Source organism: Paenibacillus terrigena DSM 21567, from assembly GCF_000374845.1.
Taxonomy (GTDB): Bacteria; Bacillota; Bacilli; order Paenibacillales; family Paenibacillaceae; genus Paenibacillus_K; species Paenibacillus_K terrigena.
The window spans coordinates 199,700-217,874 of sequence record NZ_KB895414.1 but is presented as its reverse complement, the minus strand read 5'-3'; the positions used below and the strand labels follow the sequence as shown (position 1 = coordinate 217,874).

Annotated in this window: 16 protein-coding genes; 9 read left to right on the top strand and 7 right to left on the bottom strand. The window is 48.8% G+C overall.

From position 1 onward, the window contains the following. The first annotated feature begins 2 nt into the window (after positions 1 to 2). Positions 3 to 1,304 carry a phytoene desaturase family protein gene (locus tag C558_RS0108980; RefSeq protein WP_018755931.1) on the top strand — a complete coding sequence of 434 codons (1,302 nt, stop codon included), beginning with the start codon at positions 3 to 5 and terminating at the stop codon, positions 1,302 to 1,304. Further along, positions 1,297 to 2,145: an RNA polymerase sigma factor SigJ gene (sigJ, locus tag C558_RS0108975; protein ID WP_018755930.1), complete on the top strand. Its 849-nt coding sequence runs from the start codon at positions 1,297 to 1,299 to the stop codon at positions 2,143 to 2,145. Before C558_RS0108980 ends, sigJ begins: the two co-directional genes overlap by 8 nt. A gap of 10 nt (positions 2,146 to 2,155) precedes the next feature. On the opposite strand, the gene C558_RS0108970 is transcribed toward sigJ, so the two are convergent. From C558_RS0108970 to shc, 3 genes are all read right to left on the bottom strand, one after another. After that, positions 2,156 to 2,938 (bottom strand): arylamine N-acetyltransferase family protein, encoded by a 783-nt coding sequence (locus C558_RS0108970; RefSeq protein ID WP_018755929.1) that lies wholly within the window; start codon positions 2,936 to 2,938, stop codon positions 2,156 to 2,158. A gap of 117 nt (positions 2,939 to 3,055) precedes the next feature. After that, positions 3,056 to 3,586: a hypothetical protein gene (locus C558_RS0108965; RefSeq protein WP_018755928.1), complete on the bottom strand. Its 531-nt coding sequence runs from the start codon at positions 3,584 to 3,586 to the stop codon at positions 3,056 to 3,058. Positions 3,587 to 3,695: 109 nt separating this feature from the next. Beyond that, positions 3,696 to 5,585, bottom strand: coding sequence for a squalene--hopene cyclase (shc, locus tag C558_RS0108960; protein ID WP_018755927.1), 1,890 nt, complete (start codon positions 5,583 to 5,585; stop codon positions 3,696 to 3,698). Between the two features lie 130 nt (positions 5,586 to 5,715). Between shc and C558_RS0108955 the strand changes: the two genes are divergently transcribed. Next, positions 5,716 to 7,554, top strand: a complete 1,839-nt coding sequence (locus tag C558_RS0108955) for a UbiD family decarboxylase (protein ID WP_018755926.1) — start codon at positions 5,716 to 5,718, stop codon at positions 7,552 to 7,554. Between the two features lie 388 nt (positions 7,555 to 7,942). After that, positions 7,943 to 9,610: a M20/M25/M40 family metallo-hydrolase gene (locus C558_RS0108950; protein ID WP_018755925.1), complete on the top strand. Its 1,668-nt coding sequence runs from the start codon at positions 7,943 to 7,945 to the stop codon at positions 9,608 to 9,610. Between the two features lie 120 nt (positions 9,611 to 9,730). Here C558_RS0108950 and C558_RS0108945 read toward each other — a convergent pair whose 3' ends face one another. Continuing rightward, positions 9,731 to 10,528, bottom strand: a complete 798-nt coding sequence (locus C558_RS0108945) for an SDR family NAD(P)-dependent oxidoreductase (protein ID WP_018755924.1) — start codon at positions 10,526 to 10,528, stop codon at positions 9,731 to 9,733. A 148-nt stretch (positions 10,529 to 10,676) separates the two neighbouring features. Beyond that, complete coding sequence (locus C558_RS0108940; protein ID WP_018755923.1) at positions 10,677 to 11,216, bottom strand: NADPH-dependent FMN reductase; 540 nt, start codon at positions 11,214 to 11,216, stop codon at positions 10,677 to 10,679. A 250-nt stretch (positions 11,217 to 11,466) separates the two neighbouring features. Between C558_RS0108940 and C558_RS0108935 the strand changes: the two genes are divergently transcribed. The 3 genes from C558_RS0108935 to C558_RS0108925 all read left to right on the top strand — a co-directional run bounded on the left by C558_RS0108935 (position 11,467) and on the right by C558_RS0108925 (position 13,639). Further along, positions 11,467 to 11,928: an NUDIX domain-containing protein gene (locus tag C558_RS0108935; RefSeq protein WP_018755922.1), complete on the top strand. Its 462-nt coding sequence runs from the start codon at positions 11,467 to 11,469 to the stop codon at positions 11,926 to 11,928. 68 nt (positions 11,929 to 11,996) lie between these two features. Continuing rightward, positions 11,997 to 12,731, top strand: a complete 735-nt coding sequence (locus C558_RS0108930) for a class I SAM-dependent methyltransferase (protein ID WP_018755921.1) — start codon at positions 11,997 to 11,999, stop codon at positions 12,729 to 12,731. A 104-nt stretch (positions 12,732 to 12,835) separates the two neighbouring features. After that, entirely contained in the window at positions 12,836 to 13,639 is an 804-nt protein-coding gene (locus C558_RS0108925; RefSeq protein WP_018755920.1) for a TetR/AcrR family transcriptional regulator, read from the top strand. An 84-nt stretch (positions 13,640 to 13,723) separates the two neighbouring features. Here the strand turns inward: C558_RS0108925 and C558_RS0108920 are convergent, their stop codons facing one another. Together C558_RS0108920 and C558_RS0108915 are read right to left on the bottom strand one after the other, a co-directional pair. Continuing rightward, the gene (locus C558_RS0108920; RefSeq protein ID WP_018755919.1) at positions 13,724 to 14,512 is read right to left on the bottom strand and encodes an ABC transporter permease; all 789 of its coding nucleotides are present in this window, start codon (positions 14,510 to 14,512) and stop codon (positions 13,724 to 13,726) included. Beyond that, complete coding sequence (locus tag C558_RS0108915) at positions 14,509 to 15,399, bottom strand: ATP-binding cassette domain-containing protein (protein ID WP_018755918.1); 891 nt, start codon at positions 15,397 to 15,399, stop codon at positions 14,509 to 14,511. Before C558_RS0108915 ends, C558_RS0108920 begins: the two co-directional genes overlap by 4 nt. Before the next feature lie 278 nt (positions 15,400 to 15,677). On the opposite strand from C558_RS0108915, the gene C558_RS0108910 reads away from it, so the two are divergent. Beyond that, positions 15,678 to 16,109, top strand: coding sequence for a DUF6526 family protein (locus tag C558_RS0108910; protein ID WP_018755917.1), 432 nt, complete (start codon positions 15,678 to 15,680; stop codon positions 16,107 to 16,109). 309 nt (positions 16,110 to 16,418) lie between these two features. Further along, on the top strand, positions 16,419 to 18,023 hold the full coding sequence (locus tag C558_RS0108905; protein ID WP_245583765.1) for an S-layer homology domain-containing protein: 1,605 nt from the start codon (positions 16,419 to 16,421) through the stop codon (positions 18,021 to 18,023). Positions 18,024 to 18,175: the final 152 nt, after the last annotated feature.

The window sequence follows — 18,175 nt, the reverse complement described above, 5'->3', positions numbered from 1 at the left end:
GGATGTTAAAAATGGACGTGGCTGTTGTAGGTGGAGGGATAGCGGGGTTAACCGCAGCCATTTATGCTGGAAGAGCAGGGAAGAGAACGATACTCATTGAGAAGCAAGAGCGTTTAGGTGGTCGGGGGATGACGAACAAGAAGAATGGAACGTATTTTAACCTAGGCGGGCATGCTTTGTATCAAAGTGATGCCTATGAGACGTTCCGGGAGTTTGGATTACGTCTGCAAGGAAACCAACCTTCGATTGATGCGTTTGGCATCTGGAAGGATAAGCTTCAGGTGCTGCCGACAGGGATTGGTTCTTTAATGACAACGCCGCTACTCTCATGGAGAGGGAAAGTGGAGTTCGCGGGCTGGCTCGCCAAATTTGGCAAGCTGGATACGCATGCTTATGACAAAATCAGTCTTCGTGACTGGATTGAGGGACATATACAAGACCCGATGGTCCGTCATATTTTCTATTCCCTGCTTCGTACGGCGAGTTATGTGATGGCGCCAGATCTCCAAGCGGCAGGACCGGTATTGCGGCAATTCAAGAGTGCTCTCCGTGGTGTGTTGTACCTTGATCGCGGCTGGGGATCGATGGTTGAAGAATTGCGGCAGGTCGCTTCTAAGCTGGGGGTGCAGATCATCACGAAGAGCAAGGTCGTCTCCATCGAACACAGTGAAGGGATTGTGCGCCATGTCTTATGCGAAGATGGGACGAAAATTGAAGCGACGCATGTGATCGTCACGACACCGCCGGCGGTTCTGCATCAGTTGGTGCCTCGTGCTGAAGCTACGGCGATTCATACCTGGAAAGAGCAAGCGATTGAGGTCACAGGAGCTTGTCTGGATGTGGTGCTGCGCCGTCTGCCCAAGCCGAAGCAGCAGTTCGTATATGGGCTGGATCATCCCGTCTTTCTCAGCAATCATTCGCGTGCAGCATTGATGAATGAAGACAATGCGCAAGTCTTATCCCTGATGAAGTACCAAGGAAAGGAGAAGGATGCGAAAAAGGATTTGCACGATTTAGAGCATGCTTTGGACTTAATACAGCCAGGCTGGCGGAGTGAGCTTATAGACAAACAGTATCTTCCCAAAATTCCGGTATGCTATGATTTTGCACATATGAAGCGTCAAGTTGACCCAGGTCCTGCTGTACCTGAAATCAAAGGTTTGTATGCGGCAGGGGAATGGGTTTCCCATGGAGAATTATTGGTCGATGCGGCGACAGCAAGTGCCAAGAGAGCGGTACAACATATTCTCGCACACGAGGGAACGGAGCGGGTACAGGGTGATAACCACAGAAATATTGTATAAAACCTATCGAAAGCCTCTGTTTGCGCTGGCTTATCGAATGCTAGGCAGTGTGATGGATGCGGAAGATATCGTCCAAGAAGCCTTTATTGCGTATAATCAATTGCCAAATCCCGAAGAAATTCAGAATGTAAGAGCGTTCCTCTACAAAGTTGTAACGAATCGCTGTCTGGACTTATTGCGCTCTTCTGCTAAAAAGAGAGAACTCTATGTGGGCCCATGGCTTCCCGAGCCGTTAATCGATCAGGGCAACCAGGATACGGACCCTTCTGATATTTATTTGCAGCATGAATCGATATCGACAGCCTATCTTTTACTTTTACAGCAGCTTAATGCCGTTGAACGCGCGATCTTCCTGCTGCGTGAGATTTTCCACTATTCGTATGATGAGATTGCAGAGATGGTGGGAAAGACAAGTAGCAATTGCCGTCAAATTTTCCATCGTGCTCAGCGTAGCATTCATTATGATCCCGATCAGGTGCCTTCGATTTCGGTTGCTGAGTCGCAGGTCAAAGATTTCGTTAGCTCTCTCGTACAGGGGAATAAAGATCGATTGTTAGAGCTGTTGAGTGAAAATGTGGTCTTCTACTCGGATGGTGGCGGTAAAGTGCATGCGGCTCAGGTTCCCGTTACAGGGTCCAATCACGTGGTGCTAATACTTCTAAATCTGCTTAAGAGGTATACAGGGAAGTTCAACCTTGCCTACATGACCGTGAATGGGATGCCGGGTATCCAGTTGACGTTGGACGATGGGCTTCGTTATATTTATTCGTTCGGTTTCCGTAAAGGGCAAATTGAAGCGATTTATAATGTGGCCAATCCAGAGAAGTTAAGGCATGTGTAGTGATGTCGTTTCAGTAAACGAGTCCGAAATGCAGACTTAACAGCTTTTCGAACCGTATGCGGTCTATCGGCTCTTTGGTCATGATGCCATCCTCCCATTGTGTAAAGGAGGTACCGGTTAAGGTGATTTGGCCCTGATCCGTACGTCTTGTAATTAATGGATATCGATTAAATCTTGAATCAGGGTGTTCCGAGATAATCTGTTGGACCGTGTTCAATTCCGATAGGTTGGTTATCAGTTGTTGGGTGTCGAAGGCATATCCAATTCGCCAATCCGTATGTTTATGCTTCATTTTCATTTCAAGCACATAGTTCCCGTGCTCGCCATCTCCTGGTGTGATTCGAAATTCCCCATTCCCGGAAGTGACGGTTTCACCGGTTAGAGGAACAGGGGTCAGCGGTAAATTTCCTCCAAAACCCGTATCGATGACATAGGATTGGTGCTCATGCGTCATGAGCAAGGTGACATGCGTCCTTCCGATTGGGAGATAGGTTTGCGTTTCATGATTGAAGACAATGCCACGCATAGGTGTCATGTGGAATCCATGCTCGATTAGGAAGAAGTTGAGCAGCATATTCAGTTCATAACAGAGCCCACCTTCTTGATGAATGAGTATCTTGCGAATTAAGCTTTCTCTCGAAATCGGATAGGGTCTATGTTTGACAATACAGAAATTTTCAAAAGGGATGGTTTTGGCTGCGCTCACGAGAATCTGATCCAGAAGGTCAAATGTGATCTCCACCTCCTCTGGTAATCCAATCCGCTGGCGAAATAGAGCGTTCAGGTCAGTCATTCAGCATTCCTCCTTATGTGATTATCATATGGCGACAGACAAAGGATGACGATATCGATTTGATGTTGGAACGACGAACACCCAGACTTATGGTCTGGGTGCTCTTTTTCGTTAGCGTTATACCGAAAAGTATCGAATTAATCCTATGACTGCAAAAGCGAACAACACCGTACCCGAACCGATCCCCGTAATCGCACTGTTTGCTACCTTTAGCTTGGGAGCTAGGAATACCGAAACAATGGAGACGATAACCAGCAGGGCAGCTAGGACGTACAGACTGGGATCGTCGAATACCGATTTCAGCCCAATGAAATGGATCCCGACGATAAAAGCGATCCAAGGCGCAACATAATCTTTACGCTTCCATCGGATGAGTGCGACGGCTCCGACGGCAGCAAGGAAAAACTCTACATACACGGAGATTAAATAATTTCCGAAGGCGGTCTTATCGTCCAGAGCGGAAGGTGCATCCCAGTGCGTCACACTTAAATATACACCGAATAGACAGACGAGTAGTGCGATACCTGAAGCGATGCCAATATAGATGCGCCAGCTCGCCCGCGGTCTCTCTTGTGCCCAACCGAACCAACTAAAACTAAACATGCCAAAAATAGCTGCGTACATGACGTAGTCGCGTACGTAGTCCATTGAATCCCTCCTTTGCAAAATTGGTAAAATTTATAAATTTATTTATAACACTATATCATGGAAGTGTAGGCGAGGACGATAGATTTTTCCGGTTCGTGCGGAGAACGGTTCATTTCTTATATTTGCTTCGGTAGTGACTTAATGTAAGAAGCGGCCAAATCGTTCGATAGCTGTGGTAATGGACGTAAAAAAAGTCAGGTAAGCCCGCGCCGGTCGGATAGGTGGTTGCCCAATGGTCTTCATGAAGCAATGTGATTAGTCGATGAATCCCTCGATCAATCGCAGGCGTTGGTTGTGCGTGAACCGCCATAAGGGCATCGAGTGCCCAAGCGGTCTGCGAAGGCGTGCTTGCTCCCAAAGGCACAAAATGCCGGAGCTGGTCGCTCTGGCAAGATTCCCCCCAGCCCCCGTCCGGATTTTGAATGCGTTGCAGCCAATTTGCTCCCTTTTGTATCGCAGCATGATCCGGAGAAATGCCCGTAGCCGTCAACCCGGTTAATGCTGCCCACGTTCCATAAATGTAACAAATCCCCCAATGGCCGTACCATGATCCATCCTGTCCTTGATGCTCGATGAGCCAGTGAGTGCCCCGCCCGATGAACTCGTGCTTGATGTCAAGCGCTGCGAAATTCCCGAGATACTCCAGGGTGCGACCTGTAAGGTCCGCTTCGGAAGGATCGGTGGCTGCGGATTTGGCCCCTGGTATGGCGAGCCAGGTGAGCATTTCTTTATCGGTATTTTTCTCGAAAGCCGGCCAGCCCCCATCATTATTTTGCATGGAAATGACCCAATGGATGCCGCGATTCCATGCGTCACGGTAGGTAGGATCGCGATGGGATAGGCTATGAATGGCACGTAAGGCTGCCGTACTGTCATCAACATCGGGATTGATCGTATTGGTCTCCGAGAATCCCCATCCACCTGGCAGCGCATTCGGATTATGAATCTGCCAATCGCCTGTCTTGTACTGTTGCACAGCTAAAAGGTACTTCGTCGCACGCTGAATCGTCTCATGTTCATCGGACATCCCGGCTTGTTGCAGGGCGTAGGTGAGCAGCGCTGTATCCCAGACGGTGGAAGGGGAGTTCTGGATCGTCGTTCTTCCACGCGAGAGGCATTGCATCGCGATCAAGCCTTGAACGGCATGGGTGATCAGAGGATGCTTCGAATCATAGCCGAGTGCAAGGAAGGCGAAGATCATGAGTAACGTACAGCTTGCATAGCTATACAAGGTTCCATCGGATTCAATCCGCTGTATCATGAATTGCTCGGCCTTGGTTGTGGCGGCCTCATGCAGGGAGCGAGGGGTGCCTATGAGCCGGCCTAGTCCGGACTGGATGCCCGCAAGTATATCCTGTAATTCTCTTGTGTAAGATTCCTCCGCCTGTGTAGATACGACACGAAGGTCTGAGAGATCAGGTGTAGCAGCTGTCTTCATAGCAAATTTACGATCTGCCATAATCAGCAGAGGGACGAGATGAACCCTGGAGTACCCAGAGAAATCATAAATACTGATCGGAAAAGATGCGGGCAATAGCAATACTTCCAGCGGGATCGAAGTAATGGATGCGGGCCATTTGCGTTGTCCTGTCGCGGCGAGAAGAGCTATGGTCAGGATGCTCGTTACTTTTTCAAGTCCACCTTTGGATTGAATATAACGCCTAGCCCGCTCAATAGGCTCATCGTTTGTTTGGCTATACCCCGAATAGAGCAGCGCATAATAGGCATCCACGGAGGCGGATAAGTTCCCGCCCTTCTCATCGGTATACCATCTCCACCCCCCGTCAGCCTGTTGTTCTGCTAGAATGCGTTCATGCAGTCGCTTAATCAGATCTTCGCTCGGCATATTCAGTGTTCGAAGGAGAATGATCAGATGGGCATCGATAAGGATGCCATTCTCAAAACAAAAATGCCAGCTCCCGTCTTGGTGCTGCTCATGAATCAAGTTCATGGTGAGTCGCTGAATTTCCTGATCGATTTGGCTGAATAAATTGCGCATGAACGTCGTACCTCCGATAGTCATTTTCATCAATATATGACAGCACCTTGTGATTTCGTTTCTTTTTTCACATAATAGAAGTTGTACTTGTTTTATCTATTTCTATATTTCTAGAGATTGGAGTCATCCTATGAGATATCGCAATTTAGAAGAATGTGTTATTGATCTAGAGAAACATGGCCATTTGGTTCGGATCGCTGAAGAGGTTGATCCGCACCTGGAGATGGCTGCGATACATATGAAAGTCTATGAAGCGGGCGGCCCGGCGTTATTGTTCGAGAACGTGAAAGGTTCAAAATTTCGCGCGGTTTCTAATTTGTTCGGTACGATGGAGCGCAGCAAGTTTATTTTCCGAGATACATGGGATTCGACGCAGAACGTCATTGGACTACGTAATGATCCAGTGAAGGCGCTCAAAAATCCTTTCAAATACATTGGAACGGGGCTTGCAGCGAGAAAAGCATTACCGCTCAAAAAAATGAGCAGCGGTCTGGCAGGGTTTAAAGAGATTCAAATTTCGGATATGCCGCTGATTCAACATTGGCAAGGCGATGGTGGGGCTTTTGTGACGCTGCCGCAGGTCTATTCGGAAGACCCGGAGAAACCGGGCATTATGAATTCCAATCTGGGGATGTATCGTGTACAGTTGACAGGCAATGACTATGAAGTGAACAAGGAAGTCGGCATCCATTACCAGATCCATCGGGGAATTGGAGTCCATCAGGACAAGGCCAATAAGCTGGGGCAACCGCTCAAGGTAAGTGTGTTCATTGGTGGCCCGCCGGCACATACGCTATCCGCCATTATGCCATTACCGGAAGGAATGAGTGAGTTAACTTTTGCGGGACTTTTGTCTGGACGTCATTTCCGTTACACGTATGTCGATGGTTACTGCATTAGTCTGGATGCGGATTTCGTTATTACGGGGGAAATACATCAGGGGGATACGAAGCCAGAGGGGCCTTTTGGCGATCACTTGGGGTATTACAGCTTAATCCATCCATTCCCGGTGATGAAAGTCCACAAAGTGTACGCGCGAGAAAATGCGATTTATCCATTCACAGTCGTTGGGCGTCCGCCGCAGGAGGATACTTCCTTCGGCGAGTTAATCCATCGATTGACGGGCGGAGCGATTCAAAACGAGATTCGAGGGGTAAAAGAAGTACATGCTATCGATGCGGCGGGTGTTCATCCGTTGCTGTTCGCGATAGGCAGCGAACGGTATACGCCGTACCAGCAGGTGAAGCAGCCGGCTGAGATTCTTACACAGGCGAATCGGATATTAGGGACCGGACAGCTGAGTCTCGCGAAGTTCTTATTCATTGCGGCCGAAGAGAAGCGGGAAGTCAGTACGCATCAGATCGAGGATTTCTTAGGTTATATGCTGGAGCGGATCGATCTGCACCGGGATATTCATTTCCAGACGAATACGACGATCGATACGCTCGACTATTCGGGAACGGGATTGAACGCCGGAAGTAAGGTCATTTTCGCTGCGGCGGGTGAGAAGAAGAGAGAGCTGTGCACCGAGGTTCCTGAACTTTTGCGCGGGCTTCCAGGGTTCGAGCAGGTTAGCTTGGTTATGCCGGGGATCGTCGCAATTTCTGGTCCGCAGTTTACGAGTTACAAGGAAGCAGAACAGCAAATCAATGAGCTCTGTGATGCGATCCGTTCCAGAGGCCCACTGACGACTTGTCCGATGATCATCTTCTGTGATGACAGTGATTATTTGAGTGCGGAGTTGGATAATTTCCTCTGGGTTACCTTTACGCGCAGCAATCCATCGCATGATATCTACGGGGTGAACAGCTTCAATGAGTTCAAGCATTGGGGATGCGATAATGTCATCATTGACGCACGTTCAAAGCCGCATCAAGCACCGCCGTTGATTCCAGACCCTGGGGTAGAGGAGCATATCAAGCGATTGTTCGTGAAAGGTGCGAGTCTGGGCGGGGTAGGAATGAAGTAATCGTAGAGATCCGTTGAATTGGTTAGGCAAAAAAGGGGCTTGAGCGCAGTGATGTGCTTGAGTCTTTTTTTGTTCTTATTCCTGTGAAAATGTAGCTTCCTTCACGCTAACGAACCGTACCAGCGTTATGACGCTGGTTTTTGGCAAAATTGCCGCCTTATACGTTAAATAGCGTTAATGAGATTCGTTACATGTGAAAAACGCTATTTTTAGGTCAAATAAGAGTGTCTGGATTCGTTAGGATCAATGAATTACAAAAAGGACGTGAACGACAGAACCTGTTCTTTTTCACTTGATCTGACGCTGAAATTCACGCTATAGATATTGAATTCATGCTATGATAAAATCATTGAAATATTTCCCATTATTTACATGAGGAGGATGTTGTGTGAACTCGAATCAACCAATCTCTCCAGTGATTTCACAGCAGACCCATATTCGATGGGTTACATGGTTCAGGCGTATAAGTGTCTTCGTGTTGATCGCAGCTTCGATATTTGTCGGCATGCTGCAAATTCAGGCGCCGAAGCCGGTTGGGAACGATGCGCCTGCAGATCAATTCTCGGCGGAGCGGGCCCTTGAGAAGTTGAAGGTAATCGCGAAGAATGCGCATCCGATCGGAAGCGCCAGTCATACGGAGGTTCGAGATTATCTGATTTCTGAACTTCGTCAGTTGGGTTACCAACCTGAAATACAAAAGGCTACGGTGAGTTCGGATATCGCTACGGATTTATCTGGGAACATTGAGAATATCGTTACGCGCATACCGGGTACGGATTCCAGCAAGGCATTAATGATTGCTGCGCATTACGATTCGGTACCTGAGGGTCCTGGAGCAGCAGACGATGGCGCCGGGATTGCGGCGATGCTGGAGACGGTCCGGGCGATTCAAGCAGGGCAACCTTTAAAGAATGACCTCATTCTGCTCATGACGGATGGGGAGGAAATGGGGCTGCTCGGGGCCAAAGCATTCATTCAGGGGCATCCATGGGTTCAAGATGTCGGTTTAGTACTCAATTTTGAGGCACGGGGAAATAAAGGCCCGGTCTTTATGTTCGAGACGAGTGACCAGAACGGGTGGATCATCCAAGAATTCATGAAAGCTGCACCGCAGCCTATTGCGTATTCGCTCATATATAACGTATATAAGCTAATGCCCAACGACACCGACCTTACGGTATTTAAGCAGGGTGGATTGCCTGGCATGAACTTTGCCTTCGGGATGGGGTTGGATGCGTACCATAGTCCTACGGATACGCCCGAGAACTTGGATCGTAGCAGCCTTCAGCATCATGGCGAATATATGTTGAACTTATCCCGTCACTTCGGTCAGCTGGATTTAAGCGAGGTGCGGCAAGAGGATCGGGTTTATTTTAATGTGTTCGGCTGGCATATGGTCAGCTATCCTCAGTCTTGGGCTATTGGATTCATTGCGCTTGGTGTCTTACTGTTTGTATTCACTTTATGGCACGGGTTCCGACAACATCGATTAACACTTCGGGGGATGGTCGGCGGTATCCTGATTCCAATAGGCAGTCTGGGCTTAGTTTATGGGGTCATTCCTTTGCTATGGCGTTTCATCCCGTCGAATTTATCGAGAGATCGATATATGGATATTCTGACGAAATCTGATATTAGTGTGTATTATCTGATCGGGTTGCTCGCGGTAACGGCATTGATCACCATCGGTTTGTATCGCTGGTTCTCGCGTTATGTCCGTACGGAGAATGTATGGGCGAGTATTTTGTTCTTGTGGTTACTGTTTGGCGTGGCGACGGCATTCATGCTGCCGGGCGGCAGCTATCTCATGTTCTGGCCTTTCGTGTTCAGTCTCATCGGGATAAATATTTCTTTTCGGTGCAGAGAAGGGAGATGGAAGTGGCTTGCAGCGTTATTCGCGGTACCGGGATTGGTGTTAATCACCCCGATCTTCTATCTCGTGTACATGATGATGACGCTGAATATGGCAGGCGCATTAATGACGGTGGTAGCGCTTGCGTCTACCTTAATCTATCCTGTGTTCAGCAAGCGGCTGGGCACAAGGAAGCATTCCTAAGAACCCATTGTCAGGCAGTACCTCCTCCGATGCTTCGAGGGGGAAATTGATAAGGATCAAGGATCAATGAACTGCAAAAAGGACGTGAACACATGATGTGTCTACGTCCTTTTATGTATATTAATCCAACATCACGCCGCTATTGAGATTTATCACGGTGCCTGTCATGGAAGCAGCATGATCGGAAGCAAGGAAGACTGCGGTGTTCGCAACTTCAGACAAGGTCGGGAGACGTTTCAGCAGTGTACCTGCTGCTGCCCCCTCCAGCATTTGCGCTGTGGTGATGCCGGCCCGATCTGCGACACGGCGGAAGACATCTTGACTATGGGAGCCGATGGCCTCCGCTTCGGGGATCATGTGAGGACGTATACAGTTAACCCGGATCCCGTAGGAACCGAGTTCCCCTGCCAAATGACGGGTCATGGCTTCGATTCCTGCACAAGCGACGCTGTGTCCCATAAATCCGGGCCCCGGCATACGCGCCGCAGGCGTTGTAAGCATGAGTATGACACCTGTACCGTTCTTCGCCATATGCCGAGCCACAGCTCTGGAGGTGATGAAGTGAGTCCGTGTGTAGACTTGAACTGGGTATTCGTAGTCATCAAGAGACAACTCCATAACAGGCGTGCCTTGAATGTGATCAATCCCAACAGCGTTCAGGCAGATATCGATGCTGCCTGCCTTCGCAGCTACTTCATTTGCATGATTCTCGACGGACCCCTCATCAAGCGCATCCACCTGTGCGATTTCTACGGTTCCTCCTGCAGCAGCGATATCGCTCGCAACGCTGTCTAATTTGGATAGAGTTCGACCAGCGAGGAATACAGCTGCTCCTTCGCGGGCAAAAGCACGGGCAACCGCGCTACCAATCGCTCCACCGCCTCCATAGATGACGGCCGTTTTATTGGCTAATAACATGATAACTCCTCCTTTTTCCTTATCCTAACATAAGGCGCGGGGGGAGATTTCTTTTCGATTGCGGTATTGCGTATCGCGGTTCATTCTATTGAAAAAATCAAAAAAGACCCATGCCCTTGATGTGCAAGGGCATGGGCCTTCCTATATCTTAACGCAAAGTCTTCAATGCGCCGCTCCATGCAAGAACTTGATCGAGCATGGCATTGACATTTGTTAAATGCAGGTCAGCTGGTTTGAAGACAGATCCACTCTCGAAATCTGTGAACAGGGATAAGGCTGGGTGAACGCGAACGTCTGCGACAGACAATTCGCCGAGGATGCCGCGCAAATGCTCAGCTGCACGAGCACCGCCTACAGAACCGTAACTAACGATCCCTGCGGCTTTGTTGTTCCACGCTTCACGCGCATAATCGAGTGCGTTCTTAAGTGCGCCTGTAATACTGTGGTTATATTCCTGAACGATAAATACGAAGCCGTCTAACGTGAATAGCTTCTCATTCCAAGCTGTTGCTTGTTCGGTTGCATCTACTTCTCCGAGTAGTGGCAGTTTAAAGTCTGCGATATCCACGATCTCATAATTCGCATCTCCGCGTCCATCTGCAATTTTCTTAATCCATTCACCAACTTGTGGGCTTAATCGACCTTGACGTGTGCTACCTAGAATAATTCCGATGTTTAATTTGGACATTACTTATTACCTCCTCAGGTTATGTTTCCCAAATCATTTTCTAGAATACCCATTTAAGACTGCACTAACCGTGAAAATCTAAGCTGATATAAAGTAACAATATCATATTAAATTAACAAAAGCAATGTACTTTCATTTCGTTAGCGTGGTTCGACATCACTGCATCGATAGGATGCAAGGATTTTCCCAAGTCTATTTGATATGATATAAATTTGTTAGATCTATCAGGAAAAAGTTGGAGGTGGGTCGTATGGAAATCCAGTTTCGTCATATTGCTCGAGCAGTTATCGTTCATGAGAACAAACTATTAATTGCACGGATGAAGGGGGCACATGCTTTCCTGCCTGGCGGCGGTATTGAGCTTGGTGAAGGCGCGCAAAATGCACTGCGAAGAGAACTTAATGAAGAGTTAGGCGTGGCATGTGACATCGGTCGTTTTCTAGGTGTTCTTGAGACGCATCGATTCGATGAGCGAGGTGCCATGCATCATGAGATCAGCCATCTCTTTGAAGTGAGCTCTGCATTATTGCAATCGCATACCATCCCGCAATCACACGAAGAGCATCTTGCGTTTCAATGGATTGAACTAGAGACCGAAAACATCAAACAACATAACGTACTGCCGCCAGTTCTTCAAGATCACCTGGCAAATCTCATCCACAATCCAACGTGTACTTGGATCACGACGTTTTCCGCTCCGAACCATGTATAATCGAAATAGGAATAGACCATGATCTATGGCATGGAATACATAACACGAGAAGTAAGGAGTCCTATGGCATGAAACAGAATAAATATGATGAACAAGGGTTTTTCGAAAAATACAGTCAGATGCCGCGCTCCACGGGTGGGCTAAAAGAGGCCGGGGAGTGGCCTGCATTACGAGTGATGCTCCCCGATCTTCAGGATAAAAGGGTGTTAGACCTTGGCTGCGGCTTCGGATGGCATTGTCGCTATGCGCGCGAGCAAGGGGCACGGTCCGTGGTAGGCGTGGATCTCTCGGAGAATATGTTAGAGCGCGCAAGAGAACTGTCAGAGGATTCTGCTATTGAATATCGCCGGATCGCGATGGAAGATATCGATTTCGCTGAAGGGGAATTCGAAGTGGTGATCAGCTCTCTTGCGCTTCATTATATTGAGGATCTTGAAGATGTCTGCCGAAAAATTCACCATTGTCTCGTGCCTGGAGGAACGTTTATTTTATCGTTTGAACATCCGATTTTTACGGCACGTGCTGCCCAGGATTGGTATGTTGGTTCAGAGGGCGAGCGCCTGCACTGGCCTGTTGACGATTACCAGAGCGAAGGTCCACGGTATGCGAATTTCTTGGAGACGGAGGTTGTAAAATACCATCGAACCGTTGCCACACATCTGAACTCGCTTATTCGCGCTGGATTCATGATCACGGAACTCTGTGAACCGCAGCCTGCGGTAGAATTGCTCGACAAATATGAAGGGATGCGGGATGAATTGCGCCGACCAATGTTCCTGATTATCTCGGCAGTGAAGCGGTAAGACCTCACATGGATAAAGGAATCGCGTTCGATATCCCGTCCAAATGATGGTATACTGTGTATATAATAAACACTTTTTTGGTTTTGAATGGGGGCCTATCGTACATGCAGGACAATCGACCCGAGGATAAAGACGTATTAAAAGATCTGCCCAACGGAGCGAAGCTCAGCTGGGGATTGAATAAACCGCCTACAAGAGGACCTAAAGGCGAATTGAGTATCCCGAAAATCGTCGAGGCAGCGATTGCCATTGCTGACAAAGACGGACTCGCAGCCTTATCGATGAGTCGACTGGCTGGATCGCTTGGTTTTACGACCATGTCGCTCTATCGTTATGTATCGAGTAAGGATGACCTGTTGTATCTGATGCAGGATGCTGTGTGTCATATCCCTATTCCTGATGTGGAGGATGAGTCGCCGGATTGGCGTGAGAATTTACGGGCCTATGTCAGGGCTTGTATTCAAGTATTTCGTGACCACCCGTGGTACGTTGATATTCCCATCATGGGTATTCCGCTCGCACCTTATAATCTTAAGGTGATCGACTGGGCACTGCGATCGATGCGTCATCTGCCGTTAAATCAGTTTGAGAAAATGTCGTTCATCCTCCTCTTGAGCAGCTATTCGAGATCAGGCGGCATGCTGCTTCGTGATATGGACCTAGCGATTGAAGCGGGATCCACGCCAGAGAAGTTCAGTGGTGTGAATTATGGCGAAGCACTGCAACAGTTAGTCAAGCCGGAGCAGTATCCGGACCTTTATCCGGTCATTGCATCGGGTGCATATACGGGAGAAAATGAGCAGGACAACAATGTCGGGGACGATTTCGAGTTTGGATTGGAACGCATTCTGGATAGCATTGAGCATTATTTGGTATCCAAAAAGTCAATCCAACCGGATTCTAAATAGTTCATATTCTTAATAAGAATAAAGAACAGCGATTCGATGCAGATCGAACCGCTGTTCTTTTTTTGTTATGGACGAGATACGAACCTATCTTCGACCTGCCCGTTTGCGGAAAGCCAGAATGCTCCATAGAAATGCGATGAGGAGAATTCCTACACACCAACAGATCGCAATCCAACCTTGCTGCTGCAGCGGTGTCCCGGTGAGTAGCCCGCGAATGGTCTCAATAACAGGTGTAATCGGCTGATGATCGGCAATCCCTTGCAGCCATGAGGGCATCGTATCGGTTGGAACGAAGGCGCTGGAGAGATAGGGAAGGAACAGCAGGATGAATCCATACCCGGATGCAGCGGAAGGGCTGCCAGCGACGATGCCGATTGCAGCGAATAACCATGTGAAAGTAAGGATGAACAAGAAGATGACGCCTAGGGCGCCAAGCCATTCCAATACGTTCGCAGAGGGACGGAACCCGACGAGCAATGCGACGGCGATCACGACACCTGTGGCGAGCAGATTGCGAACAAGGCTTGCGACCACATGGCCGGTAATGACGCTAATCGCTTGAATCGGCATCGTACGGAAGCGTTCAATGATACCATTCGTCATATCATTGGAGACATCGACCCCCGTGCTGGATGATCCGAAGCCTGCACAGAGGAGGATGATACCAGGTACAACGTAGTTCACATAATTACCACTCGTATCTATTGCGCCGCCGAAGACGAAGGTGAACAGCAGCATGAGCATCACAGGCAGCATGATGGCCATAATTAATGCCTCCGTATTGCGAATACTGTGGCGAAGACTCCGTCCGATGAAGACGCTGTTGGTTACCCAGAGAGAGGCGGATTTGACAGAAGGTTGAGATGTGTTCATGAGATGGCTCCTTTCATTTCTTGCTTCGTCGTTAAAGCGAGGAATACATCATCCATGCTTGGTTTGCGAATGCTCACTTGGGTGTCCTTCGGCAGTGTGTGCGATAACTCCTGTAGTGTTCGACTGACATCGTGAATATTGCCATACGTAGGGATGGTACGAATGACTTGATCCTTCGAGTCGCTCAATTCAATGACTTCGCCACCGATGCGGGATTTAAGCTCTGCCGGGGTTCCGGATGCAACAACGCGCCCGTCATTGATAACGGCAATCGTATCGGCTAGTTGGTCAGCTTCCTCTAAATATTGTGTCGTGAGGAAAATCGTGATGCCCTGGTCTCGCAGCCCAAGAATGATATCCCACAAGGCGCGTCGACTGATCGTATCGAGACCTGTCGTTGGCTCATCGAGGAATACAACGGATCGGCTGGTTACGAGACTAATGGCGAGGTCCAGACGCCGTCGCATCCCGCCGGAGAAGGTCTTGACGCGTTTGTGTGCAGATGGTGTAAGGTCAAACTGCTGGAGCAGCTGCTGGCTTCGAACTTGGGATTGTTCCTTCGATAGACCCGAGAGCCGACAGATCATGCGGAGATTCTCCTCGGCTGTCAGGATGTCGTCGACGGCAGCAAATTGTCCGGTCAAGCTAATGGAACGTTTGACGCCGTCCTTTTCCTTCTCCACGTCATATCCCGCAACACGCACAGAACCTTCATCTGGTGAAACCAGGGTCGATAGAATGTTGATTAGTGTTGTTTTGCCGGCTCCATTAGGCCCGAGCAACGCATGGATCGTACCAGCTGGGACCGTTAGATCGAGTCCATTCAGTACCGTTTGGCTGCCGAACGTCTTGCGAAGTCCTTTCACTTCAATCGCATATTTTCGCATGGTCGTGCTCCCTTCATTTAACTGTGTATTATGTAATCAGTATATACCATACACAATTAATTGTGCAACCATTATTTATTAATTGTCTGGGATCGATAAACCCATCTAAGTTAGCGGTAGTAACGAACCAGATCATGGATGAATGAATAGAAGATTTATCTCAGAATCCAATGCCTAGCAGCAGGAACCTGAACGCCTTGCTCGAATGAAATTACTAGCAAGATAATTGTTGAGCCAAATGCCAAAGTCTTAACTATTGAAATGGAGGAGATTTATTGATGAGTCAACCGAGTCAACAAACCTATCAAAATCATAAGAAAGTGGACCCGATGTATCATTTTGCGTTGAGCCTGATTGTGTTAATTGTGCTGATTGCGTCCATCGTTTATGCGATTCAAGAGGCATTCAGCTACGCATCTGTCTTGCTCTTGGGCATGGCGATTGCAATCGTACTGCTTACTGGTCTGCTGCGGATTTACAGTACCAAGCTTCAGGACCGGATCATTCGTCAAGAGGAGAATTTCCGGTACTATCGCCTAACAGGGAAGCCAATAGATCCAAGTCTGACCATGAAGCAGATCATCGCGCTTCGGTTCGCAGCGGATGAGGAGTTTCCAGCGCTATGCTCGAAAACTGCGGAGACGGGGATGCAGCCTGACGCGATCAAGAGAGCGATCACGAAATGGCGAGCAGATCTTTTCAGAGTGTGAGTCTCATCAATAACATGATGCGAGGAAGGAGGCTGGAGGCGAGTATAAACGTCACCAGCCCTCCGATCAATTCACCAATGCCATCGGGAACAGTGAGCCACGGCAGGCTTTCCGCTGATAACCCCAGCCGCTCCGGTAGAACAAAGATCCCCAAGGGTGAAATCAGCCCAACCTAGCGACTTATTGCACCCCATCCATCGTTTCGCTCATCGTTCCATGATTTGGTCGTCCACCTTCCGTGCCCTTTTTGATAGGATAGAAGTTATGGGTTATGAATCTATTCTATGAAAAAAAAGCGAGGCATTTGTTTTGAAGATACGTAACAAAATTTTAGCTGTATGGATGGCGACGGCCATGGTGTCCGGCGCTTTTACCAACGCGCCGGCAGCGGCTGCGTCTACCTCTATGCCGTTTGACGATATTGCCGGCAGTTTTGCCAAGAAAGAAATTATAGAACTTATCAAGGAAGGTGTCGTAAACGGCACGGGCAACCGGAAATTTGAACCGAAAAAAAACGTGACACGCGCCGAATTTGTGGCCATGACCGACCGTTTGCTTAAGCTTGCGCCTGTGGCTGCCGATATGCCGACGTTTAGCGACGTTGCTGCGAAAAGCTGGTATTACGGCTGGATTGAAGCTGCTGTTCAACTCGGTGTCGCTGAGGGGAAAAGCAAGCGTACGTTCGAGCCGTCGGCTCGAATTACGAGACAGGAAGCCGCCGTGCTGATCGTCAGGGCGCTGAAGGTTGATCCCGGTAACGATTCCGGTAGCAGTCTTTCATATACAGATGCGGATCAAATCGCACCTTGGGCAGCTCCTTATGTACAAGCCGCGCATACGCTTGGCCTTATGGATGGAGCAAACGGGAAGTTCCGTCCGGCGGATGCCATGAGTCGCGAGGAAACGGCTGCGGTACTCGCCAGGGTCCTGAAGGACAAGGTTTGGTACAATGCGATCCACAAAAAGCCGAACGAAGGCATCCAACTGGGCTGGCAAAACGGATTAACGACATCCCAGTTTAAGGAGCAGGTGAAGAACAGCAATGTAAATACGTTGGTACCAAGGTGGTTTTTTCTGGAAGATGCATCAAATCCTCTTTCGAACTATGCAGACGCCAGCCTCTCTAGCTGGGCCGAGCAGAACAACAAAAAGGTATGGGCTATGCTCGGAAACCATTCGGATCCGGTGTTGACGCATCAGATCCTGTCGGACGAGAAAAAGCGGGCTGCTGTCATTCAGAAACTTGCCGGTTATGTGAAGACATACGAATTATCTGGAATTAACGTGGACTTCGAGAACGTAAGTCCAGAGGACAGGCTGTCGCTAACGGCATTCATTTCCGAACTCGGAACGAGCCTGCGGAAGGCAGGGGCGGTGCTGTCTATTGATGTTTCCCCGGACCTGGGTACAGATTGGACCGAAGCCTTTGACTATGAAGCGCTTGGAAGATATGCGGATTATGTGGTATTGATGGGGTATGACGAGCATTGGGACGGCGATCCCGTGGCGGGTTCTGTATCCTCGTTCCCTTGGGTTCAATCGGCCTTAAATCAGTTACTTTCCGTCGTTCCGGCTTCCAAAACCATTCTGGCGCTTCCGTTTTATACGAGGGATTGGACGCTTCAGCCGGGCGGGGCGTCGTCCGAAGAGCTGTCTTTGATTCAGCAGGGTTACCGTATTCGCTCCGTAGCCTATAACCGCTCATGGGATTCGGACCTAGGGCAGTATGTCCTCAGTTACATCCGCCAAGGGAGCGGGCACCGGATCTGGGTGGAAGACGGACGTTCCCTCGGACTAAAAACGATGATGGCGGCCAAGCGAGGGGTAGCGGGTTTTGCGTTTTGGTATATAGGAGCGGAAACCGACGATATCTGGACAAGTTTGAGCAATGCCATTCGCTATGCATCGTATTAAGAGAATAAATGTGGAATGATATCTATTTTTATTGGCCTTGTCCATTCCGGACAGGGCCTTTTTTCGTGTGTCTATCTCCTTACATAAGACCATGCACTTTTCTTTACATTGATATACATTTTTTTACTTCTGAACCATTTTCTACGCATGAA

Bases quoted from the DNA above. Each gene is read 5' to 3' on its own strand.
- C558_RS0108980 (WP_018755931.1), top strand. From the start codon at position 3: ATGTTAAAAATGGACGTGGCTGTTGTAGGTGGAGGGATAGCGGGGTTA.
- C558_RS0108970 (WP_018755929.1), bottom strand. From the start codon at position 2,938: ATGACTGACCTGAACGCTCTATTTCGCCAGCGGATTGGATTACCAGAG.
- C558_RS0108965 (WP_018755928.1), bottom strand. From the start codon at position 3,586: ATGGACTACGTACGCGACTACGTCATGTACGCAGCTATTTTTGGCATG.
- shc (WP_018755927.1), bottom strand. From the start codon at position 5,585: ATGCGCAATTTATTCAGCCAAATCGATCAGGAAATTCAGCGACTCACC.
- C558_RS0108955 (WP_018755926.1), top strand. From the start codon at position 5,716: ATGAGATATCGCAATTTAGAAGAATGTGTTATTGATCTAGAGAAACAT.
- C558_RS0108945 (WP_018755924.1), bottom strand. From the start codon at position 10,528: ATGTTATTAGCCAATAAAACGGCCGTCATCTATGGAGGCGGTGGAGCG.
- C558_RS0108940 (WP_018755923.1), bottom strand. From the start codon at position 11,216: ATGTCCAAATTAAACATCGGAATTATTCTAGGTAGCACACGTCAAGGT.
- C558_RS0108935 (WP_018755922.1), top strand. From the start codon at position 11,467: ATGGAAATCCAGTTTCGTCATATTGCTCGAGCAGTTATCGTTCATGAG.
- C558_RS0108930 (WP_018755921.1), top strand. From the start codon at position 11,997: ATGAAACAGAATAAATATGATGAACAAGGGTTTTTCGAAAAATACAGT.
- C558_RS0108925 (WP_018755920.1), top strand. From the start codon at position 12,836: ATGCAGGACAATCGACCCGAGGATAAAGACGTATTAAAAGATCTGCCC.
- C558_RS0108920 (WP_018755919.1), bottom strand. From the start codon at position 14,512: ATGAACACATCTCAACCTTCTGTCAAATCCGCCTCTCTCTGGGTAACC.
- C558_RS0108915 (WP_018755918.1), bottom strand. From the start codon at position 15,399: ATGCGAAAATATGCGATTGAAGTGAAAGGACTTCGCAAGACGTTCGGC.
- C558_RS0108910 (WP_018755917.1), top strand. From the start codon at position 15,678: ATGAGTCAACCGAGTCAACAAACCTATCAAAATCATAAGAAAGTGGAC.